This is a genomic window from Thalassotalea marina (assembly GCF_014656435.1).
Taxonomy (GTDB): domain Bacteria; phylum Pseudomonadota; class Gammaproteobacteria; order Enterobacterales; family Alteromonadaceae; genus Thalassotalea_C; species Thalassotalea_C marina.
The window spans coordinates 548,191-573,665 of record NZ_BNCK01000003.1; the positions used below are offsets into that span (position 1 = coordinate 548,191).

Annotated in this window: 24 protein-coding genes; 6 read left to right on the plus strand and 18 right to left on the minus strand. The window is 39.3% G+C overall.

What is annotated here, in order from left to right; genetic code table 11:
* Positions 1 to 19 precede the first annotated feature (19 nt).
* From atpD to rpmH, 18 genes are all read right to left on the minus strand, one after another.
* Complete coding sequence (atpD, locus tag IE199_RS08920; protein WP_189769356.1) at positions 20 to 1,405, minus strand: F0F1 ATP synthase subunit beta; 1,386 nt, start codon at positions 1,403 to 1,405, stop codon at positions 20 to 22.
* 28 nt (positions 1,406 to 1,433) lie between these two features.
* A complete protein-coding gene (atpG, locus tag IE199_RS08925) occupies positions 1,434 to 2,294 on the minus strand; it encodes a F0F1 ATP synthase subunit gamma (RefSeq protein WP_189769358.1) in 861 nt (286 codons plus the stop codon).
* A gap of 28 nt (positions 2,295 to 2,322) precedes the next feature.
* On the minus strand, positions 2,323 to 3,864 hold the full coding sequence (gene atpA / locus IE199_RS08930) for a F0F1 ATP synthase subunit alpha (RefSeq protein ID WP_189769360.1): 1,542 nt from the start codon (positions 3,862 to 3,864) through the stop codon (positions 2,323 to 2,325).
* A gap of 13 nt (positions 3,865 to 3,877) precedes the next feature.
* Positions 3,878 to 4,411, minus strand: a complete 534-nt coding sequence (gene atpH, locus IE199_RS08935) for a F0F1 ATP synthase subunit delta (protein WP_189769362.1) — start codon at positions 4,409 to 4,411, stop codon at positions 3,878 to 3,880.
* A 13-nt stretch (positions 4,412 to 4,424) separates the two neighbouring features.
* Positions 4,425 to 4,895, minus strand: a complete 471-nt coding sequence (gene atpF, locus IE199_RS08940) for a F0F1 ATP synthase subunit B (RefSeq protein WP_189769363.1) — start codon at positions 4,893 to 4,895, stop codon at positions 4,425 to 4,427.
* A 50-nt stretch (positions 4,896 to 4,945) separates the two neighbouring features.
* Positions 4,946 to 5,182, minus strand: coding sequence for a F0F1 ATP synthase subunit C (gene atpE / locus IE199_RS08945; protein ID WP_074496250.1), 237 nt, complete (start codon positions 5,180 to 5,182; stop codon positions 4,946 to 4,948).
* A gap of 116 nt (positions 5,183 to 5,298) precedes the next feature.
* Positions 5,299 to 6,114, minus strand: a complete 816-nt coding sequence (gene atpB / locus IE199_RS08950) for a F0F1 ATP synthase subunit A (RefSeq protein WP_189769365.1) — start codon at positions 6,112 to 6,114, stop codon at positions 5,299 to 5,301.
* 30 nt (positions 6,115 to 6,144) lie between these two features.
* Positions 6,145 to 6,537, minus strand: coding sequence for an ATP synthase subunit I (locus tag IE199_RS08955; RefSeq protein WP_229854619.1), 393 nt, complete (start codon positions 6,535 to 6,537; stop codon positions 6,145 to 6,147).
* A gap of 179 nt (positions 6,538 to 6,716) precedes the next feature.
* On the minus strand, positions 6,717 to 7,622 hold the full coding sequence (locus IE199_RS08960; RefSeq protein ID WP_189769367.1) for a ParB/RepB/Spo0J family partition protein: 906 nt from the start codon (positions 7,620 to 7,622) through the stop codon (positions 6,717 to 6,719).
* 24 nt (positions 7,623 to 7,646) lie between these two features.
* Positions 7,647 to 8,429, minus strand: coding sequence for a ParA family protein (locus IE199_RS08965; RefSeq protein WP_189769369.1), 783 nt, complete (start codon positions 8,427 to 8,429; stop codon positions 7,647 to 7,649).
* A gap of 25 nt (positions 8,430 to 8,454) precedes the next feature.
* Complete coding sequence (gene rsmG / locus IE199_RS08970; protein ID WP_189769371.1) at positions 8,455 to 9,081, minus strand: 16S rRNA (guanine(527)-N(7))-methyltransferase RsmG; 627 nt, start codon at positions 9,079 to 9,081, stop codon at positions 8,455 to 8,457.
* Positions 9,082 to 9,095: 14 nt separating this feature from the next.
* On the minus strand, positions 9,096 to 10,985 hold the full coding sequence (gene mnmG, locus IE199_RS08975) for a tRNA uridine-5-carboxymethylaminomethyl(34) synthesis enzyme MnmG (protein ID WP_189769372.1): 1,890 nt from the start codon (positions 10,983 to 10,985) through the stop codon (positions 9,096 to 9,098).
* A 405-nt stretch (positions 10,986 to 11,390) separates the two neighbouring features.
* A complete protein-coding gene (gene mioC, locus IE199_RS08980) occupies positions 11,391 to 11,834 on the minus strand; it encodes an FMN-binding protein MioC (RefSeq protein WP_189769375.1) in 444 nt (147 codons plus the stop codon).
* Between the two features lie 10 nt (positions 11,835 to 11,844).
* Positions 11,845 to 13,218 carry a tRNA uridine-5-carboxymethylaminomethyl(34) synthesis GTPase MnmE gene (mnmE, locus tag IE199_RS08985; RefSeq protein WP_189769377.1) on the minus strand — a complete coding sequence of 458 codons (1,374 nt, stop codon included), beginning with the start codon at positions 13,216 to 13,218 and terminating at the stop codon, positions 11,845 to 11,847.
* 89 nt (positions 13,219 to 13,307) lie between these two features.
* Positions 13,308 to 14,942: a membrane protein insertase YidC gene (yidC, locus tag IE199_RS08990; RefSeq protein WP_189769379.1), complete on the minus strand. Its 1,635-nt coding sequence runs from the start codon at positions 14,940 to 14,942 to the stop codon at positions 13,308 to 13,310.
* Between the two features lie 6 nt (positions 14,943 to 14,948).
* Positions 14,949 to 15,197 (minus strand): membrane protein insertion efficiency factor YidD, encoded by a 249-nt coding sequence (yidD, locus tag IE199_RS08995; protein ID WP_189769381.1) that lies wholly within the window; start codon positions 15,195 to 15,197, stop codon positions 14,949 to 14,951.
* Complete coding sequence (gene rnpA / locus IE199_RS09000; RefSeq protein ID WP_189769384.1) at positions 15,164 to 15,520, minus strand: ribonuclease P protein component; 357 nt, start codon at positions 15,518 to 15,520, stop codon at positions 15,164 to 15,166. Before rnpA ends, yidD begins: the two co-directional genes overlap by 34 nt.
* A gap of 39 nt (positions 15,521 to 15,559) precedes the next feature.
* The gene (rpmH, locus tag IE199_RS09005; RefSeq protein WP_074496262.1) at positions 15,560 to 15,694 is read right to left on the minus strand and encodes a 50S ribosomal protein L34; all 135 of its coding nucleotides are present in this window, start codon (positions 15,692 to 15,694) and stop codon (positions 15,560 to 15,562) included.
* A 524-nt stretch (positions 15,695 to 16,218) separates the two neighbouring features.
* On the opposite strand from rpmH, the gene dnaA reads away from it, so the two are divergent.
* From dnaA to glyS, 6 genes are all read left to right on the plus strand, one after another.
* Positions 16,219 to 17,517 carry a chromosomal replication initiator protein DnaA gene (gene dnaA, locus IE199_RS09010; protein WP_373304786.1) on the plus strand — a complete coding sequence of 433 codons (1,299 nt, stop codon included), beginning with the start codon at positions 16,219 to 16,221 and terminating at the stop codon, positions 17,515 to 17,517.
* 29 nt (positions 17,518 to 17,546) lie between these two features.
* Positions 17,547 to 18,650 (plus strand): DNA polymerase III subunit beta, encoded by a 1,104-nt coding sequence (dnaN, locus tag IE199_RS09015; protein WP_189769388.1) that lies wholly within the window; start codon positions 17,547 to 17,549, stop codon positions 18,648 to 18,650.
* The gene (gene recF / locus IE199_RS09020) at positions 18,650 to 19,738 is read left to right on the plus strand and encodes a DNA replication/repair protein RecF (protein ID WP_189769390.1); all 1,089 of its coding nucleotides are present in this window, start codon (positions 18,650 to 18,652) and stop codon (positions 19,736 to 19,738) included. The genes dnaN and recF overlap by 1 nt, the downstream gene beginning before the upstream one ends.
* Positions 19,739 to 19,747: 9 nt before the next feature.
* Positions 19,748 to 22,183, plus strand: a complete 2,436-nt coding sequence (gyrB, locus tag IE199_RS09025) for a DNA topoisomerase (ATP-hydrolyzing) subunit B (RefSeq protein WP_189769392.1) — start codon at positions 19,748 to 19,750, stop codon at positions 22,181 to 22,183.
* Between the two features lie 282 nt (positions 22,184 to 22,465).
* Positions 22,466 to 23,383 (plus strand): glycine--tRNA ligase subunit alpha, encoded by a 918-nt coding sequence (gene glyQ / locus IE199_RS09030; RefSeq protein WP_189769394.1) that lies wholly within the window; start codon positions 22,466 to 22,468, stop codon positions 23,381 to 23,383.
* A gap of 5 nt (positions 23,384 to 23,388) precedes the next feature.
* Complete coding sequence (glyS, locus tag IE199_RS09035; RefSeq protein WP_189769553.1) at positions 23,389 to 25,458, plus strand: glycine--tRNA ligase subunit beta; 2,070 nt, start codon at positions 23,389 to 23,391, stop codon at positions 25,456 to 25,458.
* Positions 25,459 to 25,475: the final 17 nt, after the last annotated feature.

Sequence of the window (25,475 nt, forward strand, 5' to 3'; positions counted from 1 at the left end):
TATTGATCACCAGCCCTAATTACATGCCTTTTGCTTTTTCTACAGCTTCTTCGATTGAACCAACCATGTAGAACGCTTGTTCTGGTAGTTCATCGTATTCACCAGCAAGGATACCTTTAAAGCCAGAAATTGTGTCTTTAAGAGATACATACTTACCAGGAGAACCTGTAAATACTTCAGCAACGAAGAACGGTTGAGATAAGAAACGTTGGATCTTACGAGCGCGAGATACTGTTTGTTTATCTTCTTCAGATAATTCATCCATACCTAAGATAGCGATGATATCTTTAAGTTCTTTATAACGTTGAAGTACTGATTGTACACCACGAGCAACTTCATAATGCTCAGAACCAACAACTAGTGGGTCAAGCTGACGTGAAGTTGAATCTAGTGGATCGATTGCAGGGTAGATACCTAATTCTGCAATTGAACGTGAAAGTACAACTGTTGCATCTAAGTGAGCAAACGTTGTTGCTGGAGATGGGTCAGTTAAGTCATCCGCAGGTACATATACCGCTTGAATTGACGTAATTGAACCTTTCTTCGTTGACGTAATACGCTCTTGAAGGATACCCATTTCTTCAGCAAGAGTAGGTTGGTAACCTACCGCAGAAGGCATACGACCTAGAAGTGCAGATACCTCAGTACCAGCTAGCGTGTAACGGTAGATGTTATCTACGAAGAAAAGAACGTCACGACCTTCGTCACGGAATTTCTCAGCGATAGTAAGACCGGTCATCGCAACACGTAAACGGTTGCCCGGTGGCTCGTTCATCTGACCGTAAACAAGCGCTACTTTATCAAGTACGTTTGAATCGTTCATTTCATGATAGAAATCGTTACCCTCACGAGTACGCTCACCAACACCAGCGAATACAGAGTAACCACTGTGCTCGATCGCGATGTTACGGATAAGTTCCATCATGTTAACGGTTTTACCAACACCAGCACCACCGAATAGACCAACTTTACCACCCTTAGCGAATGGACATACTAAGTCGATTACTTTGATACCAGTTTCTAATAATTCATTTGATGCCGCTTGCTCTTCATATGAAGGCGCTTCACGGTGGATAGACCAACGCTCTTGTTCGCCAACAGGACCAGCTTCATCAATTGGTTCACCCAAAACGTTCATGATACGACCTAAAGTCTCAGTACCAACAGGAACTTGGATTGGGTTACCACTGTTTTCTACATTCAGACCACGACGCAAACCGTCAGAAGAACCCATAGCGATAGTACGTACAACACCACCACCTAGTTGTTGTTGAACTTCTAAAGTTAGGCCTTCTAAGTTACCTTCAGTAACTTTTAATGCGTCATATACCTGAGGTACAGCATTTTGTGGGAATTCTACATCCACAACTGCGCCAATGATTTGGACGACTTTACCTGCACTCATGTTTATTCCTCTTTAAATTAATCTTTGCCTACACCGCTGCCGCACCAGCAACAATCTCACTTAATTCTTGAGTGATGCTTGCTTGACGAGCTTTGTTGTATACCAATTTCAGACTGTCGATTAAGTCGCCTGCATTATCTGTTGCAGCCTTCATCGCAATCATTCGAGCAGCTTGCTCACATGCGAGGTTTTCAACCACGCCCTGGTACACTTGAGACTCAATGTAACGAACTAATAATTGATCAAGTAGTACTTGAGCATCTGGTTCGTATAAGTAGTCCCAACGATGTTGAATTGCGTCATCGTCTGACTTAGGCAAAGGTAAAAGTTGATCGATTGTCGGCTTTTGCGTCATGGTATTAACAAACTTGTTATAAACCACGAACAATCTGTCGATTTCGCCGTTGTCATAGGCATCTAACATCACGCGAACTGAACCTACTAGGTCAGTTACTGATGGGTTATCACCTAAACCTGAAACTTGTGCCGTTACGTTAGCGCCCATATTGTTAAAGAATGCAGTAGCTTTAGAACCCACTACAGCAAACTCAACTTCAGCACCTTCTGACTGACGCTTTGCAGCGTCAGCTAACACTGACTTAAACAAGTTAATGTTTAAGCCACCACATAGTCCACGGTCGGTAGAGACAACGATATAGCCTACACGCTTGATTTCACGCTCTTCCAAATATGGATGGCGATACTCAAGGTTACCAAGCGCGATGTGACCGATCACATTTCGCATATTTTCAGCGTATGGACGAGATGCAGCCATAGCATCTTGCGCGCGGCGCATTTTACTGGCTGCTACCATTTCCATTGCGCTGGTGATTTTCTGCGTATTTTGTACGCTTCCAATCTTCGATTTTATCTCTTTAGCGCCGGACATGACTATTCTCTCCGAAAAGGTTAACTAATTACCAAGTTTGCGTAGACTTGAATGTATCAAGTGCTTTCGCTAAACCTGCTTCGATGTCTTTATCGTAGTTACCGCTTTCATTGATCGTAGCCATCAACTCAGCTTGCTCACTATTTACGTAGCTGTGAAGAGCGGCTTCGAAATCACCGATTTTCGCTAATTCTACGTCATTTAAGTAACCTTTTTCAGCAGCGAATAAAGATACTGCTGTTTCAGCTACAGATAGTGGGCTGTATTGCTTCTGCTTCATTAATTCAGTAACGCGTTGACCGTGCTCTAATTGTTCACGAGTTGCGTCATCTAAGTCAGAAGCAAACTGAGCGAATGCCGCTAGTTCACGATATTGTGCTAGTGCTAGACGAATACCACCACCAAGTTTCTTGATGATCTTAGTTTGTGCTGCACCACCAACACGAGATACCGAAAGACCAGCGTTAACTGCAGGACGAATACCTGAGTTAAATAAATCTGTCTCAAGGAAGATTTGACCATCAGTAATTGAAATTACGTTGGTCGGTACGAATGCTGATACATCACCCGCTTGCGTTTCAATAATAGGTAATGCTGTTAATGAACCAGTTTGGCCCTTAACTTCACCGTTAGTGAAACGCTCAACGTACTCTTCACTTACACGTGCTGCACGCTCAAGTAAGCGTGAGTGAAGATAGAATACGTCACCTGGGTATGCTTCACGTCCTGGTGGACGACGTAATAGCAATGAAATTTGACGATATGCTACCGCTTGCTTAGAAAGATCATCGTATACGATTAACGCATCTTCACCGCGATCACGGAAGTATTCACCCATAGCACAACCTGAGTATGGTGCTAGGTATTGAAGTGCTGCCGCTTCAGAAGCAGATGCTACCACAACGATAGTGTTGCTTAATGCACCGTGCTCTTCAAGGCTACGTACTACGTTAGCTACAGTTGAAGCTTTTTGACCAATCGCTACATAGATAGATTTAATACCAGTGTTTTTCTGGTTGATAATCGCATCTAATGCAATAGCAGATTTACCGATCTGACGGTCACCAATGATAAGCTCACGTTGACCACGACCGATTGGAATCATAGCATCAATTGACTTGATACCAGTTTGAACTGGTTGGTCAACTGATTTACGATCGATAACACCCGGTGCTACAACTTCTACTGGAGAGAAGCCGTCATTGTCAATCGGACCTTTACCGTCGATTGGCTCACCAAGAGTGTTTACTACACGACCTAAAAGGCCGCGACCTACTGGTACTTCCAAAATACGGCCAGTACCTTTAACTTTTACGCCTTCAGCTAGGTCCGCATATGGACCCATAACTACCGCACCTACCGAATCACGGTCAAGGTTTAACGCGATAGCATAGCGGTTACCAGGAAGTTCGATCATCTCACCTTGCATTACTTCTGCAAGACCGTGGATGCGAATGATACCGTCAGTTACTGATACGATAGTACCTTCGTTACGAGCTTCGCTGACAACGTCAAACTTCTCAATTCTATTTTTGATCAGTTCAGCGATTTCAGTGGAATTCAGTTGCATGCTCTGTTCCCCGTTAAGATTGCATTGTTGTTGCTAAGCGATCCAGTTTACCTCTAACTGAACCATCTATTACCATGTCACCAGCTTTAATTACTAAGCCAGAAACCACGCTAGCATCTACAACACAATTGAGCTTTACTTTTCGAGCCAAGCGCTTTTCAAGCGCGGCACTAATATTTGCTTGTTGGTCAGCTGTTAATTCAACAGCAGACGTAACGTCCACAGTGATTTCTTTATCGTATTCAGCTTTTAATAAAGTGAATTCTGTCACCACGTGTGGTAGCACCAACAAACGTTCGTTTTCAGCCATTACTTTGATAAAGTTTTGACCGTGTGTGTTCAGTTGTTCGTCACAAACTTTGATGAACAAGTCTTGTGCTTGTTCAACAGACGCACCACCTGATAAAAAGCTGGTGATCGTTTCATTTTTTGAAACTTCCGCTGCAAACACTAACATTTCCTGCCAAGCGTCTACCGCACCAGCTTCCACAGCATATTCGAACGCTGCTTTAGCATAGGGACGAGCGATAGTTGTCAATTCAGACATGCCCTATACCCTCTTAAAGTTCAGCTACAAGTTTATCTAAGATGTCGCTATGAGCAGCGGCATCAATTGAACGCTCAAGAATTTTCTCGGCACCTGCTACAGCAAGAACAGCTACTTGTTTGCGTAACTCTTCTTTTGCACGGTTGCGTTCAGACTCAATTTCTGCATGACCAGCGGCTAAGATCTTGTCTTTTTCCGCTTGTGCTTTTTCTGCAGCTTCTTCAATTAATTGTGCTTCACGCTTTTTAGCAGCTTCAACGATTTCTGCTGCTTGCGCTTTAGCTTCTTTTAATTGTGCCGTTGCTTTCTCTTGCGCTAACGCAAGGTCTTTAGCTGCACGGTCAGAAGCGGCTAAGCCGTCTGCAATAGTTTTCTGACGAGCTTCGATAGCACCAATTAGTGGTGGCCATACAAACTTCATACAGAAAAGAACGAATACGACAAATGCGATCATTTCACTGATAAAAGTGACATTTACGTTCATTTGTGTACCTCCTATTTAATTACGTTAATAAAAAGACTTATAAAATTTAATTAGCCAATTTTAACGAATAGGATGTAAAGACCCATTGCAACACCGATGATTGCGATCGCATCGATTAGACCAGCTACGATGAACATTTTAACTTGTAACTGAGGTGCTAGTTCTGGTTGACGAGCAGCAGATTCTAAGAATTTACCACCTAATAGACCGAAACCGATCGCTGTACCTAATGCACCTAAGCCGATAAGTAACGCAGCTGCTACATATAGTAAACCTAAGTTTTCCATTTTTATCTCCGATTATTTAAGTAAAATTAAAAGTTAAAAAATTAAATTTATTTTTTTGGGGCTTCCTGCCCACAGTCTCTTGGCTGAACTAGCCTCGTCCTATAATCACCAAGAGACTAGTGATCTTCGTGCGCTAAGCTCAAGTAAACTATCGTTAGCGTCATAAAAATAAATGCCTGTAATGGGATAACTAGCAAGTGGAACGCAGCCCATAAGAAATGCGGACCAAAGATTTGCCAAACGCCCATTGTTGCGATCAAGATGAAAATCAACTCACCTGCATACAAGTTACCAAATAGACGTAGTGCTAATGAAAGCGGACGTGCAAGTAAAGTAACTACTTCAAGTACGAAGTTTACAGGGTAAAGCGTCCAGTGACCGAACGGCTGAACACTAAGTTCTTTAATGAAGCCGCCAACACCTTTCACCTTGATGGAGTAGTAAATAATTAACCAGAACACACCAAGCGCCAACGCTAACGTCATATTGATGTCAGTAGTAGGAACTGACTTGATGTAGTTAATACCAATTAGACCCGCTAATGTAGGGATCAAGTCAACCGGTACCCAGTCCATCGCGTTCATTAACAATACCCATACAAAGATGGTTAAAGCTAAAGGCGCTATAACAGGATTGTTTCCGTGAAATGAGCTTTTAACGCTGTCGTTAACAAATTCAACGACCATTTCAATTGCACATTGAAGCTTACCAGGAACACCTGCTTGAGCTTTTTTCGCCACAGAACGGAAGATATATAAGAACACCATACCTAAGAATACTGACCATCCTAATGTATCAATGTGTAGTGTCCAAAAACCAGCATCCGCACAAGCATAATTAAATGCTACGCCGCCGTCGGCCATACACATTTTCGCATTAGTTAAATGGTGGCTAATATATTCTTGGCTGGTAATTTCAGCACTTGAAGCCATATTATTGTCCTAATGATTAAAGTTTAAATTTTAATATTTCAAAAACATTGGTGTCAGCAGTGCACTTACCACTGCCAAACTATAAATTCCAAAAAAGGGTGCCGGTAATATCACTAAAAACTTGAAGGCTAGTGCAAAAAGAACCGCTGTTAATCCCAGTTTTAATTTTGCGCCACTATAGAATGATTTCATTACTTGTTGTGACGCGCGTGCTCCTGCAAAACGAAACGCTTTATAGGCAAACACACAATTAGGGATGACTGCCACACAGCCACCAGCTAAAGCTGATGTTGCATATTCGCCACCCCAAACTAAATAAACGACTGTGGTACAAAACAGAACCGTGGCAATCATGATTAAAATTTGCATCAAAGCTAGTTTGCGACCAGTCTTAGTCAATGCATTTTGTTGCCGGTTAAACACGCGGTTCCTTAAACGAATTTTTTCGTAAATCTTGTACACTTTCCAAGCTGTTTTTTGAACTCAGAAAAAGTCTGCGCAAGTATACTTAATTACACCATATTTGCAACAAAAGAGGGCATTAGTTGCCCTCTATTTGCGCGTTTGATCGCCGTTAATCGAATAATTACTCAAACGAAAGATTAAAACGAACCAAAATGTGACACTATGCCATCAAGTTCTTCTAAATCACTATAGGATATAACTAACTTACCTTTACCTTTTTTGTTATGAGAAATGGTCACTTGAGAGCCTAACTTTTCAGAAAGATTTTGCTCAAGAGATAGGGTATTGGTGTCTTTTTCATTTACCACTTTTTCAACAGGTGGCTCTTGTACTTTTTTTATTAACGCTTCGGTTTCACGTACAGTTAACTCTTTGGCAACAACAGTCCTTGCCGTTGTAGTTTGAAGATCTCCTTCAAGAGCTAATAAAGCTCTAGCATGGCCCATTTCGATATCGCCATGTTCAAGTAAGGTTTTTACTTCATCATTTAAGTTATTTAGACGTAATAAATTTGTTACTGTCGTACGAGATTTGCCAACTGCGTCAGCAACTTCTTGATGTGTTAATTCAAATTCAGTTAACAGGCGGTCCAATGCAATCGCTTCTTCCATCGCATTGAGATCTTCACGCTGAATGTTTTCGATCAGTGCCATTGCAACGGCAGCTTCATCAGCTACGTCTTTAACTAAACAAGGAATGATATCGACGCTAACTAATTGAGCAGCACGCCAACGGCGTTCACCAGCGATGATCTCATATTGATCTTTTGCAATGGTACGGACAACAATTGGTTGAATGATACCCTGTGCTTTAATTGACTGGCTAAGCTCTTCTAGGGCGTCAGGAGACATATCTTTACGTGGTTGATATTTACCCGGTTGAAGCTGTTCTATAGGGAGCTTACGTAATTCGTTGTCGTTTGTATTTGAAGACTCAACTACACTTTCAACACTCTCTTCAGTAGATTCTTTATTTTTTCTTGGTGCATTGGTCAAAAGGGCATCAAGGCCACGACCTAAGCCTCTACGTTTAGAAGGACTCATAGTTTTCCTTGCAAAAATTCACGACTAGCTTGCGTGCTTAACAGGTTCTTTTTTTCTTAACATTTCACCAGCGAGCGCTAAATAAGCTTTAGCGCCAGTAGATGATTTATCATAATACATTACGGGTGCACCAAAACTAGGTGCCTCTGCCAATCTAACGTTTCTTGGAATGACCGTTCGATAAACTTTATCACCAAAGTGGCGCTTTAACTGCTCAGAAACATCGTTCGCTAAACGATTTCTAGGATCATACATAGTACGAAGAATACCTTCGATGGCTAGATCGCCGTTAACAACAGCTTGCAATTGCGAAATGGTATCCATCAATGCTGTTAGCCCTTCTAATGCATAATATTCGCATTGCATAGGTACCAATACCGAATCGGCCGCGGTCATGGCATTAACCGTTAGCATGTTTAATGATGGTGGGCAGTCAATAATAATGTAATCGTAATTAGCTCTGATAGGAGCCAATGCATTTTTCAATCGTTGTTCACGAGCAAAAAATTCCATCAACTTGATCTCAGCAGCAGTTACATCGGTATTAGCAGCGATTAAATGATAAATACCTGAAGTATCTTTACAGACCACATCTTCAAATGGTTTTTCTTCGACCAATAATTCATAGCAGGTTGCATGAACGTCATACTTATCGATACCACTCCCCATGGTAGCGTTACCCTGAGGATCCAAATCAATCAATAATACTTGGCGTTTTGTCGCCGCGAGGGAAGCTGCCAAGTTGACGGCTGTTGTTGTTTTTCCAACACCACCTTTTTGGTTAGCTATAGCGATAATTTTTCCCACTGAAACCTCAATAATATTGTTATTGTTAGACTTTTTTCAATTCAATCAGATGTCTTTCACCGTCTAGGCGTGGAACAACGATTTGGTGACATTTTTCTAATATAACATTTTCTGGTAACTGCGTTAATTCCTCTTGAGGAATTTGTCCTTTTAAGGCAAAAAATCGCCCTTTGCCTGGTTCAATCAAGTGTTCACACCACTCGATCATATCCAACAGTGAAGCAAAAGCACGACTTAACACGCCATCATATAAGTGTTCCGGCTGATGTTCTTCAACTCGAGATAACACAGGGGATACATTAGCAAGTTTTAGCTGAAATACAACTTGTTTCAAAAAGGTCACTCGCTTTCCTAAACTATCGAGTAACACAAATTGTTTCTCAGGATATAAAATCGCAAGTGGGATACCGGGTAAGCCCGGTCCAGTGCCAACATCAATAAAGGTTTCACCTTTAAGCACAGGGCCAACAACTAAACTATCCAAAATATGTTTGATTAACATATCACTAGGATTTCGAACAGATGTTAAGTTATATGCTTTGTTCCACTTGTTTAATAATTCAACGTATTCAACAAGTTGTGATATTTGAAGGTCAGACACTTCAAGGTTAGTTTCACTAACAAGTGAAACTAACTCGTGATGTAAAGACATGAATTTTCCTTAAATTAAGCAGATTTACGTAACAAGCCGTGTTTTTTCAAATAAACAAGTAACAGGGAAATTGCCGCAGGAGTGATCCCTGAAATTCGAGAGGCTTTACCAATGGTTTCAGGTTTTGCATCCGATAGCTTTGCCACGACTTCATTCGATAAGCCAGATATTTGGCCATAATCAAAATCTACAGGGATCAAAGTATCTTCATGACGTTTCTTTTTGGCGATATCGTCTAGCTGACGATCAATATATCCAGCATATTTTATTTGGATTTCTACTTGTTCAGAGGCTTGTTTATCAGCAAGTGGCTCACCTAAACCTTCAATGCTCATTAAGTCATCGTAACGAACTTCAGGACGACGAAGTAAATCTTCTAAACTATTTTCCCTGCTTATAGGATTCTTCACTAACTTGTTGATCTCTGCTGTTGCTTGGTGATCTTTTTGGATCCAAGTTGTTTTTAAGCGCTGACGCTCAAGCTCGATATTTTCCATTTTTTCATTAAATCGAGCCCAACGAAGATCATCAACTAAACCAAGTTTACGACCTGTTTCAGTTAAACGGATATCTGCGTTATCTTCGCGCAGTAATAAGCGATATTCTGCACGCGATGTAAACATACGGTATGGTTCTTTTGTGCCCAACGTAGCAAGATCATCAACAAGCACGCCCATGTACGCTTGATCACGGCCAAGGATTAACTCTTCTTTACCAAGAACTCTCGCGGCAGCGTTAGTTGCAGCTAACAATCCTTGAGCACCCGCTTCTTCATAACCTGTTGTACCATTGATTTGACCGGCAAAATAAAGATTAGTAATAAATTTACTTTCTAAGGTTTGTTTAAGATCGCGTGGGTCGAAAAAGTCATATTCAATTGCATAACCAGGTCTAGTGATATGGGCATTTTCAAAACCACGGATAGATCGAACTAATTCCATTTGTACGTCAAACGGCAAACTCGTAGAAATACCATTTGGGTATACTTCGTGTGTAGTTAAGCCTTCAGGTTCAACAAAGATCTGATGTGTTTCTTTGTCGGCAAATCGCATAATTTTATCTTCGATTGAAGGGCAGTATCTAGGACCAACACCTTCAATAACTCCCGTATACATCGGAGAGCGATCTAGTCCAGATCGAATAACATCGTGGGTTTTGTTGTTAGTATGGGTAATGTAACAAGAGATTTGCTTAGGATGATCGTCACGAGATCCCATAAATGAAAATACAGGTCTAGGATCATCACCAGGTTGCTCTTCCATCACTGAGAAATCAAGTGTTCTCGCATCTAAACGTGGAGGCGTACCTGTTTTTAAACGATCCATTCTAAATGGCATATCACGCAGTTTAGCAGCTAAGTTTACACTAGCGGGATCACCTGCTCGACCACCTTGGTAATTGTTTAAACCAATATGGATCTGCCCTGCGAGGAATGTACCAACCGTCAATACAACCGCTTTGCCCTTAAACTTCAACCCCATTTGGGTAGAAACACCAACAACTTGATCGTTTTCTAAAATAAGATCATCACACGGCTGTTGGAAAATCGTTAAGTTTTCTTGGTTTTCTAGGAAATTACGAACAAAATTTCTATACAAAACGCGGTCTGCTTGAGCACGAGTAGCTCTAACAGCTGGGCCTTTACTGGCGTTTAATGTTCTAAATTGGATCGCTGCATGATCAATGGCTGTAGCCATTAATCCACCTAGCGCGTCAATTTCTTTTACTAGGTGACCTTTACCAATACCACCTATGGCTGGATTACAAGACATTTGACCTAGCGTATCAATGTTATGCGTTAATAATAATGTTTTAGCGCCCATTCTCGCTGAGGCTAATGCTGCTTCAGTTCCAGCATGACCACCACCAACAACAATGACATCATATAAATCTTGATACCACATAACACTCTTGACCTTAGCTAAACCAATTTAAAAAGGGCGCATATTTTAGCGTGTTTTGTACTTGAGGGGAATGATCATTTTAGTAAAAAAGATCGCACAGGATCACACTTTAAATATAAAGATCTATTTAAAGATCTTATTATTGATCTTTATTAGTATTTACGTTTTCTGTTGATAACTCAATTTTATCTATATAAAACATATAAATACTTAAGATCACTTGTTGTGATCAAACTTTGATCTAACGTTTGAAATGCTTTGATCAAATGGCTTGTTTATCCACAGGTGGTTTGTTTAATAATTTTATAAACTGGAAAATAAAGGGTAATACAGCTTTTATTTTTTATTTATCCACATTATGGTTTTTATCATATGGAAAATGTGGATAAATAAGTTATAACATCTTTATAATTGATCTAAATGTTTCTCGATCCATAGTTGTGATTCATCTTCTGGATCCATATCGTCTTGTACATCAAACGTTTTTAATTCTATTGTTTGTTTACAACCTTTTGATATTAATAAGTTATTTATGTTTTTTGCTGCATAGCAAAATGTATCATAACTTGAGTCACCTAAACCGATCACAAAATGTTGGGTTGTTGAAAGATCTAGATCTGAAGCTGTTAATTGATCTACAAAAGGTTGGATATTATCTGGATAGTCTCCTGCACCATGAGTAGAGGTACAGACTAACCAAATTTGATTTTCATGCGGTATTTCAGTTAAAACTGGTTGAAAATGTAGTGTAACTTCGTGGTCATTAGCTTCTAAAGTTTGTTGACATGCTTCTGCAATATATTCACTTCCACCCAACATACTGCCGACGATTATTTGAATTGATGACATCGTTGATCCTTTATTTACCAATACAAAATGAAGAAAAGATCTGACCAAGCAGATCGTCGTTTGTAAACTCACCTGTAATATGATTTAGCTGTTCTTGACACAATCTAAGCTCTTCCGCCAGAATTTCGCCAGCAACATAAGCTTCTAATTGTTCTAAGCCTGTAATAAGGTGTTGATGAGCATTATACAGCGCGGCAAGGTGTCGTCGTCTTGCCATAAACCCACCTTCTGTACTGCCTTGATAGCCCATGATGTCTTTTAGATGGCTTGTTAATAGCTCTATTCCTTGTTGTGTTTTTGCTGATAAGGTTACCGTTGGGAATTCGCTTGTTTGATCTATTGCAGGTGGGATATCGGCGATATCTGCTTTGTTTTTAACAATAGTGAGCCCTATATTATCAGGCAACTGTTGAAAAAACTCTGGCCAAAATGCTCTAGGATCTTGTTCTTGATTACCGGCGTCAACCATCAGTAATACTCGATCTGCTTGGTTTATTTCTTGCCAAGCTCGTTCAATACCTATTTGTTCTACTTGATCTGTCGCGTCTCTTAAGCCTGCTGTGTCGATAATGTGTAATGGCATTCCGTCGATATGGATTTGCTCTGATAGTACATCTCGAGTCGTTCCCGCTATGTCAGTTACAATAGCGCTCTCTTTACCGCTCAGCGCATTAAGTAGACTCGACTTTCCAGCATTTGGTCTGCCTGCTATTACCACGCGCATGCCTTCGCGCAGAATGCTACCTTGTTGAGCTTTATCTTGTACTTGTTCAACTTGCTCAATGATTGCTTTTAAATTGTTTGTCACTTTCTCGTCAGCGAGAAAATCGATCTCTTCTTCAGGAAAATCAATTGCTGCTTCAACATACATTCTTAGATGAATAGTTTCGTCGACTATTTTGTGGATCAATTTAGAAAAGTCACCTTGTAGCGAGTGCAGAGCACTTCGAGCCGCTTGTTCTGAAGTTGCATTGATCAAGTCAGCAATGGCTTCTGCTTGTGTTAAATCAAGTTTATCGTTTAAGAACGCCTGTTCACTGAACTCGCCTGGCTTTGCCATTCTAACATTTGGCTGAGCTACGATATTTGTTAATAACATATCGAGAATGACAGGACCGCCGTGCCCTTGCAGTTCAAGAACGTCTTCACCGGTGAAAGAGTTAGGGCCTTTGAAATAAAGAGCTATACCTTGATCGATGATTTGTTGGTTTTGATCGTAAAAAGGGAGATATTCGGCTTTTCTTATTTCTGGGCATTTTCCCAATACTTTTTCGGCAACGTCTTTTGCTGCAGGGCCTGAAACGCGGATGATACCTACACCACCGCGACCAGGTGGTGTGGCTTGTGCAGCTATTGTTTCTTTATTTGATATAGAAGGCGTCATGGTAAATACAACACTTGATAATAAGTGGCGATATTATAAACGTATTCGATTTGAGAAGGTAAAAAAAAGCGGCCCTTAGGCCGCTATTTCTATTTATTCTTTTGTTTTTCCATGGCGGAAAATATCATTTTCATTTGAATAATTGAAATGATGTTACTGACCAACCAGTACAATACTAAGCCAGAAGGGAAGAAGAAGAAGAACACAGTAAATGCAACCGGCATATATTGCATGATCTTCTGCTGCATTGGGTCTTGTATGGTCATCGGTTGCATTTTCTGCATTACAAACATACTGATACCCATCAAAATAGGTAAGATGTAGTATGGGTCTTTTGATGACAAGTCGGTTAACCAAAGGCCAAATGTTGCGTGTCTAAGTTCAACACTTTCTAAGAATACCCAGTAAAGTGCTAAGAAAATAGGCATTTGAATTAGCAATGGTAAACAACCACCAGCTGGGTTTACTTTTTCTTTACGGTAAAGCTCCATCATGGCTTGAGACATTTTTTGTCTGTCGTCGCCGTAACGTTCTTTTAATTGCGTCATTTTCGGTTGTAAATCACGCATCTTAGCCATTGAAGTATATTGGGCTTTCGTCAATGGATACATTAACACTTTCACTAGTACTGTGATGATGATGATAGCTACACCCCAGTTAACCACTAATGCTTGAATTTGTAACAGTAACCAGTGTAGTGGTTGGCTGATCATAAATAAGAAGCCAAAATCTACCGTTAGCTCTAATCCTTCAGCGATATTTTCAAGGGTTTCTTGAACTTTAGGGCCAACATAAAACTGCGCTGAAGTTGTTGCTTGTTGGCCGGGTTCGATAATAACCGCAGGAGCTTTAAAACCAATAACAGCTTCGTTATTTGATGAATAATTAGTATAAAGTTGGTTTACTTGTTCTTGCTCTGGTACCCATGCTGAGACAAAGTAATGTTGAAGCATTGCAACCCAGCCACCTTGGGTAGAAACATTTAAGTTTGCATCTGCGATATCTTCAAAATCATATTTTTCGTAAAGCTCTTCCTGTGTTGAATAAGCTGCACCGCGGTATGTAGGAATTAAAGCACTTGTTTTATCTACAGTAGCTGATTGTCTGAGTTGTGCGTATAACTCAACGCTTGCAGCGGTATCACTGTTATTTTGAATAACATAATCGACAGCTACTTGGTAACTACCTGCAGTAAAGGTGAAGTTTTTTGTAACGACTAAGTTATTCTCTGCTGAATATGTTAATGAAACAACTAAAGGCTGCTCGCCGGTTAACTGGTAGTTTGTCGCTGACACTTCATAGATTGGTCTGCCTTTAACGATGCGATCAATACCTTGTGCGCCAGTTAAGCCACTTTGTGCAATGTAGCGGAAGTTATCATTACGCATGATGGTGAAAGGTTGATTGCTGCCTTGTTCTGTTTCATAGTCAAGTAAAGTCGCTTCTACTATGTCACCACCTTGAGTATTGATTTTTACTTTCAATACATCTGTTGTGATCTCTACTTGTTTCGCTGTTGAAACTGTTTTAGCGACTGCAGGTGCTGTACTAGTGCTTGGCGCTGGTACAAAGTCACCATCGTTTGCTTGTGTAACTTGTCCATCAACTTGTGTTATTGGTGTGGTTGACGTTTTTACCGGAGCGTTATCTAGCTCCCATTGCTGGTATAACAGAAAACTGACAACCATTAGCGCAATAAACAAAAAACTGCGTTGAGATTCCATAGTGTGTTATTTCTCTTTCTTTACTGGTGGCACGGGATCATCGCCTCCCGCGTTTAGTGGGTGGCATTTTAGTATACGTTTGCCTGCTAACCAACTACCTTTTACGACTCCAAAGCGATTAATTGCTTCAATAGCATAAAAAGAGCAGGTTGGATTAAAGCGACAATTGTTTCCTAACAGTGGGCTAAGCCAGCGCTGGTAAGCTTTGATGAATAAAACAGCTACTTTTTGTGGCGTTGAATTATTTTTCGCCATATTTTTTCTAGTTGCTTGTTAATTTGCTGGTTGTCCAGCTCATCAATACCTGATTTCACCATCACTACCATTTCTATATGGGGTAATTGGTGCTGATTCAAGCGGAAACTTTCTCGAACGAGGCGTTTTATTCTGTTTCTTTGCACAGCAAGTTTGACACGTTTTTTAGCAATAGCTAAACCTAAACGATTGTTATCGTCGTTACTTTGCGTGATTAGAATAGTAAAGTGGCTAGAGCCAAATCTGGAAGGATTAGAAAATACAGATTGGAATTGACTGGGAGTCAATAATCTTGACTCCCGAGTGAATTCGTTAGTAACCATATTGGTTACCTATCTCTTAATTAAAAGTTAACTAAGAAATTAAGCGCTAAGGCGTGCACGGCCTTTAGCACGACGACGAGCTAATACAGCACGACCGTTTTTAGTAGCCATACGAGCACGGAATCCGTGGTTACGCTTACGCTTTAATACGCTAGGTTGAAATGTTCTTTTCATTACGCTATCCGTCGGTTGTTGTTGCCCTGGCAAACCGCCGATTGAGCACACTTGGTCAAAAAAAGAGGCAGAATTCTAAGTTTTCTATTCGCCGTTGTCAACGTTTATTATACGTTCAATTTTATAAAGATCTAAATTGATCCTCTGTGATCGGAAGCTATCCACAATTTGATCTTATGATCTGAAGTTTTCATGGAACATTCTGTGAATATTCTTGTATTAAGAGCGATTAAGTCTATCGAAAGTTTTTTAGCATTAATTCAATATATATAGCAAAAATACTTACTTAGCGTTGAAATTTCATAACTAATTTGCACAAAATTATTTTAATTGAAAAGTCAATATTGATGTTGTGGATAAGTAGAGAGATAATGGCGGCTTACTCTATAAAAATAACTGAAAATTGACTCGCCGATTCTGAATATCGAGAGGAATTAAAAACTAGGAGTTTTTCCTTGGATCATACTTTGTGGCAACGATGCCTTTCCATCTTACAAGAAGAGTTGCCAGCACAGCAATTTAGTATGTGGATTCGTCCTCTACAATGTGTTGTAGAAAATAACGTAATGACCTTATATGCACCAAACCGTTTTGTTTTGGATTGGGTACGGGATAAGTATGTTAATAGAATCAATGAGTTAGTTGCTCTAGAAGAAAGTAACAATCCGCCATTATTACGATTTGATGTTGGTGTTATGCCAAAGCAGCCAACTATTACACCTACAACACAAACAGTTGTTGCAAACGAAAATAAAGGTGTGAAGGTTGATAACGAAGGGATCCCAGAGGCAAACCTACCTAAAAAATCCAATGTTAGAGTTAATTATACTTTCGATAACTTCGTAGAAGGTAAGTCCAACCAACTAGCAAGAGCTGCTGCATCACAAGTAGCTGATAACCCAGGAACTGCATACAACCCGCTGTTTATATATGGCGGTACAGGCCTTGGTAAAACCCACTTATTACATGCTGTTGGTAATGGAATTTTATTAAATAAGCCTGATGCAAAGATTGCTTACATGCATTCAGAGCGTTTTGTACAAGATATGGTAAGAGCGTTACAAAACAACGCTATAGAAAAATTTAAACAATACTACCGTTCAGTTGATGCTTTATTGATAGATGATATTCAATTTTTTGCCAACAAAGAACGAACGCAAGAAGAGTTTTTTCATACATTTAATGCGTTACTTGAAGGCAACCAACAAATAATTTTGACTAGTGATCGATACCCAAAAGAAATTGACGGTGTTGAGGATCGTTTAAAGTCTCGATTTGGTTGGGGACTAACAATAGCTATCGAGCCACCAGAGCTAGAAACTCGCGTAGCGATCCTAAAAAGAAAGGCGCAAGAAAGTCATGTTAACTTAGCTGATGAAGTCGCGTTTTTTATCGCTAAACGATTACGTTCTAACGTACGTGAATTAGAAGGGGCTTTAAACAGAGTTATTGCAAATGCTAATTTTACCGGTAGAGCAATAAATATCGATTTTGTTAAAGAAGCACTGAGAGATTTACTTGCACTACAGGATAAGTTAGTTACTATCGATAACATTCAAAAAACGGTCGCTGAATATTATAAAATTAAAGTTGCTGATTTATTATCTAAACGTAGAAATAGATCGGTAGCGAGACCGAGACAAATTGCCATGGCGCTATCGAAGGATTTAACTAATCATAGTTTACCTGAAATAGGTGATGCGTTTGGTGGTAAGGATCATACGACAGTTTTGCATGCCTGTAGAAAGGTAAAAGAACTTAGGGAAGAGTCGCATGATATTAAGGAAGATTATTCTAATTTAACTAGAACCCTTTCATCCTAATAATAAGGTATAAAAAGAGTAGGTAAAGAATGAAATTTTCATTAAATAGAGAGTTATTGTTAAAGCCATTGTTATTAGTGTCTGGCGCTGTTGAACGTAAAAGTACTTTACCTATCTTGGGTAATATTTTACTTGATGTAAGTGGGCAATCACTTACTTTGACGGCAACGGATTTAGAACTTGAAATGGTTGCCTACGCTGAAATTGATAATCATGGTCAAGATGGGAAGCTTACCGTACCTGCACGAAAACTATTAGACATATGTAAAAGCTTACCTGACGGTGCATCTATCTCTTTCGAAGCACAAGAAGACAACGTTATTATCTCATCTGGACGTAGTCGCTATTCATTATCTACTTTACCAGCAACGGATTTTCCTAATATAGAAGAGTGGAAAGGTGATGTTGAGTTTAAGCTTTGTAAATCACAGTTGTTACGTTTAATTGAAAGTACTCACTTTTCTATGGCAAACCAAGATGTACGTTATTACCTTAATGGTATGTCTATTGAAACTGAAGGAAATGAAATTCGTTCTGTTGCCACAGATGGACACCGTTTAGCTATTTGTAAAATAGCGTTAGAAAATCTTCAGCTACCAAATCGACAAGTTATAGTTCCTAGAAAAGGGATATTAGAAATTATTCGATTACTTGATCCTGTTGAAGAAGACGTACAAGTGTTTTTAGGCTCAAACCACATTCGTATAATCGATACCGAATATTCATTTACCAGTAAATTGGTTGATGGCCGTTTTCCAGATTATCGCAGAGTATTACCTAGAAATGGTGACAAGATCCTTAATGCAGATAAAGGTGAGTTAAAGCAAGTACTTTCTAGGGCTTCAATTTTATCTAATGAAAAGTTTAAAGGGGTTAGATTAAATTTTTCACCTTCGGAATTAAAAATTACCGCGAATAATCCAGAGCAAGAACAGGCAGAAGAAATTATTGAAATCGACTTTCCGTATGAAGAGGTCGAGATCGGTTTTAACGTAAACTACGTGCTTGATGTATTAAATGCTATTCGTGATACTGGCGTTAAATTTACCTTAGCTGATGCTAACAGCAGTGTTGTTATAGAAGGTGGAGAATCTAACGAAGCGCTTTATGTTGTTATGCCAATGCGACTGTAATGAGTGTTGTTGATTTAACGACCTCCCAGTTTAGAAATCTCGCGAGCGAAAAAACATTATTTCATACCAATTTGAATTTTTTGGTGGGGGATAATGGTTCCGGCAAAAGTAGTTTTCTTGAGGCTCTATTTTATATTGCACATGGAAAGTCGTTCCGAACATCTAACGTTAGTAATCTTATTGTTAACGGCGCTGATAAATTTGTTGTCAGCGTTTATACCAGTAATAAAACAAGGTTAGGTATAGAATTCAGTTTATTGGGAAACAACGTGATTAAAATTGACGGCGTTTCTCAAAACAAGATGTCAGAATTAGCAAAGAATATTGTTGTTCAAATTGTTACGCCAGAAAGCTTTAAGATGTTTTTTGGTGGTCCTAAAGAGAGACGAAAATTTGTCGATTTAGGAATGTTTCACGTGGAACATAACTTTTCTGAGTTATGGAAGGTATTCAGCAAAACATTAAAACAGAGAAACGCTTGCTTAAAACGTAAAATAGTTGATCAGCAATTAGCGTATTGGACTGAAGAGTTTTGTCGGTTATCTGAAGCTATCGCGTCAATACGAAAAAGCTATGTGGATAATCTTAAAATTGAGGTAAACTCATGGTTAGCTATTTTGCTTCCTGATGTTACTGAAGATATAACCGTTCAATATCAGCAAGGTTGGAATAGCAAAAAAGAGCTATCAGAAGTATTGGCACAAAATATCGAAAAAGAACGTGAACGAGGCTTTTCATTATTTGGTGCTCAGAAGTTCGATATACGTTTTTTGATCGGTGGAGTAGCCATCGAAAACAAACTGTCGAGAGGGCAACAAAAGTTGTTTTTACTGGCGTTAACTTTTGCTCAAACAAAATTAATCGAGCAAGTTAATCGAGTAAAACCAATTTTATTAATTGATGATATAGGAGCTGAGCTTGACGAAACTTCGCGAAAAGCGATGTCCGTGGCTCTAACAAAGGTAGATTGTCAAACGTTTATAACTGCAATTGAACTGCAAGCGTTACATCCTTTGATACCTAACAATAATAACGAATTTAAAATGTTCCACGTGGAACATGGCAAAATATCTATAAAAAGTGAGTAGGCTAAAGCTATGAGTGTAGAAAACGAATATGGCTCAGATAGTATCAAAGTACTGAAAGGTCTTGATGCTGTAAGAAAACGTCCTGGCATGTACATCGGTGATACCGATGACGGTACAGGCTTACACCACATGGTGTTTGAAGTATTGGATAATTCCATAGATGAAGCTTTGGCTGGTCACTGTACTGATATCGTGGTGACAATTCATCTTGATGGTTCAGTTTCTGTTCGAGATGACGGTCGAGGTATTCCTACAGATATTCATCCAGAAGAAGGTGTATCTGCTGCAGAAGTTATCATGACAGTGTTACACGCTGGTGGTAAGTTTGGTGGTGAAGATTCAGGTTACAAAGTATCTGGTGGTCTACATGGTGTAGGTATATCAGTTGTTAATGCTTTAAGTGATAAACTAAAGTTAACTATTCGTCGCGCTGGAAAGTTACATGAGCAAGAATATCATTTAGGTGAGCCTCAAGCTCCTCTTGCTGTTGTTGGTGACAGTGATCAAACTGGAACCGAAGTGAGATTCTGGCCAAGTGCTGATACGTTTTCAGATATTGAGTTTCACTACGACATTTTGGTGAAACGTATCAGAGAGCTTTCTTTCCTTAACTCTGGTGTATCTATTCGTTTAACGGATGAACGTGAAGAAGGTAAAGAAGAGCACTTTTTTTACGAAGGTGGTATTCAAGCGTTTGTTAACTATTTAAATACAAATAAAACACCTGTTAATGAAGAAATATTCTATTTCGATCTTGCGCGCGAAGACGGCATTGTTGTTGAAGTAGCAATGCAGTGGAACGATGGCTTCCAAGAGAGTATTCATTGTTTCACTAATAACATTCCACAGCGTGATGGTGGTACTCACTTAAGTGGTTTTAGAGCAGCGTTAACCAGAACAATAAACACTTATATGGTTAAAGAAGGTTTGAACAAAACCAAAAAAGGTGAAACTAATCCATCTGGCGATGATGCCCGTGAAGGTTTAACAGCTGTTATTTCTGTAAAAGTACCAGACCCTAAATTTTCTTCTCAAACGAAAGATAAACTTGTTTCTTCAGAAGTTAAAACCGCTGTAGAGCAAGCTATGGGTGAAAAACTTAGCGATTATCTTCTAGAAAATCCAGGTACAGCTAGAACAGTAATCATGAAAATAGTTGATGCTGCTCGTGCTAGGGAAGCTGCTCGTAAAGCTCGAGAAATGACCCGTCGTAAAGGCGCGTTAGATATTGCGGGTTTACCTGGCAAACTTGCAGATTGTCAGGAAAAAGACCCAGCATTATCTGAACTATATATTGTGGAGGGTGACTCTGCGGGTGGTTCAGCTAAGCAAGGTAGAAATCGTAAAAACCAAGCTATCTTACCTTTAAAAGGTAAAATTTTAAACGTTGAGAAAGCACGTTTTGATAAAATGATAGCCTCAGCAGAAGTAGGTACTTTGATTACGGCCTTAGGCACGGGAATAGGTCGAGATGAATATGATCCTGATAAATTGAGATATCACTCGATCATTATCATGACCGATGCTGATGTTGATGGTTCACACATTCGTACCTTATTACTTACTTTCTTCTACAGACAAATGCCTGAAATAATGGAACGTGGCCATATTTATATTGCTCAACCACCGTTATATAAAGTGAAAAAAGGTAAGCAAGAAAGATACATTAAAGATGATGAAGCATTAACCGAGTACTTAACGACATTAGCTTTAGAAGGTGCAGAAATACACGTTAATGAATCAGCCCCAGCTATATCTGATGTTGCACTTGAGTCGTTAGTTAAGCAGTATCGTAATACTATGGCGACGATTAAGCGTATCTCACATCATGTACCTGAAGATATTTTAAGTAAGATGGTTTACGGTAAAGTTATTCATGCAGACGATTTCAAAAATAAAGAACACGTTGATGCATGGACTGCAAGTATATTAGAGCTGTTGGAAAGCCAAGATGGAAATGGTTCTATTTACTCAGCAGAGGTTGTTGAAGATGTAGAGCGCCATATTTTCTACCCTAAGTTTAATATCAGACAACATGGTATTGATAAGGTTTATAACTGTGGTTATGAGTTTGCCAACTCTAAAGGTTTTGCTGAAATCATTAAACTAAATGAAGCCATTAATGACCTTATCGAGGAAGGTGGATTCGTTAAACGTGGTGAAAAAGTTAAGCCAGTTAAATCGTTTGAAGAGGCATTAACATGGCTAATGGCTGAATCTAAACGTGGCCAATACATTCAACGTTATAAAGGGTTAGGTGAGATGAACCCTGATCAATTGTGGGAAACTACAATGGATCCAGAAACACGTAGAATGCTTAAAGTTACCATTGAAGACGCAATTGCTGCTGACCAGTTATTCAATACGTTAATGGGTGATCACGTAGAACCTAGACGTAACTTCATCGAAGATAACGCTCTTAAAGTTGCTAACTTAGACGTTTAGTCAATTAGGTTACTCATTTTAATTAAAAACCATGCTTTAAAGCATGGTTTTTTTATTTTAAATCAATGGATTGAATCAAAAATGAACTAGGATAAATAGCTAAAAGTAACAAGTCTTATGTTACAAAAGAAACTAGATATTTAATTGAACCTGATATTACGGGTACAATTAATCCAAAATTGAGCTTTTACTCAATATAATGTGTTAGTTAACTAGGCTATTAAACCTACAAACGTTATACTAGCGCGAGCAAAGTGAAACTAACCAAAAATACAGGCACGTATGAGTACGTTTAACATAAAAACATTCCAAGGGTTAATCCTACAACTACAAGATTATTGGTCGCGCCAAGGTTGCGTGATCGTACAGCCATTAGATTTAGAAGTGGGGGCTGGTACTTTCCATCCTATGACGTTTCTACGTGCTGTTGGGCCAGAACCTATAAGCAGTGCCTATGTACAGCCATGTCGTCGTCCTACTGATGGCCGTTATGGTGAAAACCCTAATCGACTACAGCATTACTATCAATTTCAAGTCATGCTTAAGCCGTCTCCTAAAAATATCCAACAGCTATATTTAAATTCTCTTGAAGAGTTAGGTATTGATCCACTAGTACACGACATTCGTTTCGTGGAAGATAACTGGGAATCTCCAACTCTTGGCGCTTGGGGTTTAGGCTGGGAAGTTTGGCTTGATGGTATGGAAATAACTCAGTTTACTTACTTCCAACAAGTAGGTGGTTTAGAGTGTGCTCCTGTAACAGGCGAAATTACCTATGGTTTAGAGCGCTTGGCTATGTACATTCAAAATGTTGATAGTATCTATGATCTAGTTTGGACAGATGGTCCAATGGGCAAAGTATTATACGGTGATGTTTTCCATCAAAATGAAGTTGAGCAATCAGCGTATAATTTTGAACACGCTGATGTTGATGCTTTGTTTGCACAGTTTGACCAATGTGAAAAAGACAGCCAAAAGCTTATTGAAAAGGGCTTAGCACTGCCAGCTTATGAACAAGTGATGAAAGCCTCACATGCATTTAACTTGTTAGACGCACGTCACGCCATTTCAGTTACAGAAAGACAACGTTATATTTTAAGAGTTAGGGCTTTATCGAAAGCTTGTGCTGAAGCTTATTATGCTACACGTGAACAACTTGGTTTCCCGCTATGTAAGCAACAAGAAAAAGCGGGAGAATAATGAAAATGAATAAAAACACGCTACTAATTGAACTAGGTACTGAAGAGCTACCTCCAAAAGCTCTTAAAAAGTTAGCTACTACGTTTTATCAACAAATTACTGAACAGTTAAACCAAGCTGATTTGTCTTTTGAATCAGCACAATGGTTTGCATCACCAAGACGTTTGGCAATAAAAGTTAATGCCTTAGATGAAAAGCAAAGTGATAAAGAAGTTGAAAAGCGCGGACCTGCAGTTAACGTTGCATTTGATGCAGAAGGTAACCCAAGCAAAGCTGCGGAAGGTTGGGCAAGATCAAATGGTATTACCATTGACCAAGCACAGCGTTTAACAACAGATAAGGGTGAATGGCTTTTACATAAAGCGATTCAACCAGGCAAAAATACGGCTGAATTAATACCTGATATGGTAAATATTGCTTTGTCGAAATTGCCTATTCCAAAACCAATGCGTTGGGGCAGTTCTCGTACCCAGTTTATTCGTCCAGTACATACATTAACTTTAATGTATGGTGAGCAAATTATTGCTGGTGAAGCGTTAGGCGTTAGTTCAAATAATTTACTGCAAGGCCATCGTTTTCATCACCAAGGTTTAGTGACATTAAATCATGCTGATCAATATGAAGATACGCTAAAAGAAGCGTTTGTTATTGCTGATTACGACACAAGACGTCAAATAATCATTGAGCAAATCAAAAAGCAAGAAGCAAGTCTTAATGCAACAGCGCTAATAGATGATGATTTATTGGAAGAGGTTACGTCACTGGTTGAGTGGCCTGTGACATTGGTGGGTACGTTTGATGAAGAGTTTTTGCAGGTTCCACCTGAACCGTTAATTTACTCGATGAAAGACCACCAAAAGTATTTTCCTGTAAATGATGCCAACGGTAACTTGCTTAACAAGTTTATTTTCGTGGCAAATATCGAATCTAAAGACCCAGAAAAAGTTATTTTTGGTAATGAAAAGGTAATTCGTCCACGTTTATCTGATGCAGAGTTCTTCTTCAAAACAGACAAAAAGCAATCATTAGAATCTCGTCTTGCAAGCTTAGAAAGTGTTTTATTCCAAAAACAACTAGGCACACTCAAAGCAAAATCTGAACGTATTGCGATGTTAAGTGAGTTTACGGCAAAAGAGATAAATGAAGACGGTTTATTAGCTTACCGTGCAGGTTTATTAAGTAAAACTGACTTGATGTCAGACATGGTATTAGAGTTCCCTCAAGTACAAGGTACTATGGGTAAATACTATGCGCAAAACGACGGTGAAGATGCGGCAGTAGCTCAAGCGTTAGAAGATCAGTATCGTCCACGTTTTGCTGGTGATACTTTGCCTGAAGCAAATATTGGTTGTGCAGTAGCGATCGCAGATAAAATTGATACATTGGTCGGCATTTTTGGTATTAACCAACCTCCAAAAGGTGATAAAGATCCGTTTGCATTACGTCGTGCTGCTATTGGTTTGATTCGTATCATCATTGAAAAGCAACTTGATTTAGATATTGCAAGTTTAGTGGCAAAAAGTGTTGAGCTATACGGTGACAAGCTTATCAATGAAAATACTCAAGCACAGGTCATTGATTTTGTTTTAGGTCGTTTCAAATCACATTATCAAGAGCAAGGCGTTAGCGTTGATGTTATTCAAGCCGTATTGGCAAATTCGCCGACAGCACCACTTGATTTTGAAAAGCGCATCCTAGCGGTACAACATTTTAAAGCGATGGAAGCTGCTCAAACATTAGCTGCTGCCAATAAACGTGTTGGTAATATTCTGGCTAAGTTTGATGGCGAATTGTCAACGTCATTCAGTCAAAAGGTTGCTACGGAAAGTGAAGAAATCGCACTTGCTGAAACTTTTGCGACGTTACAAGAAAAAGTACAACCGCTACTTGCTGATAAAAACTATCAAGATGCCTTAACGGTATTGGCCGAAATCAAACAACCTATCGATATCTTTTTTGATAGCGTGATGGTTATGGCGGATGATGAAGCGGTAAAAATTAATCGTTTAACTTTGCTAAACGAAATACGTAATAGCTTCTTGGCTATCGCAGATATTTCAGTGCTTCAAAACTAAGATTATCGTTGTAGAAC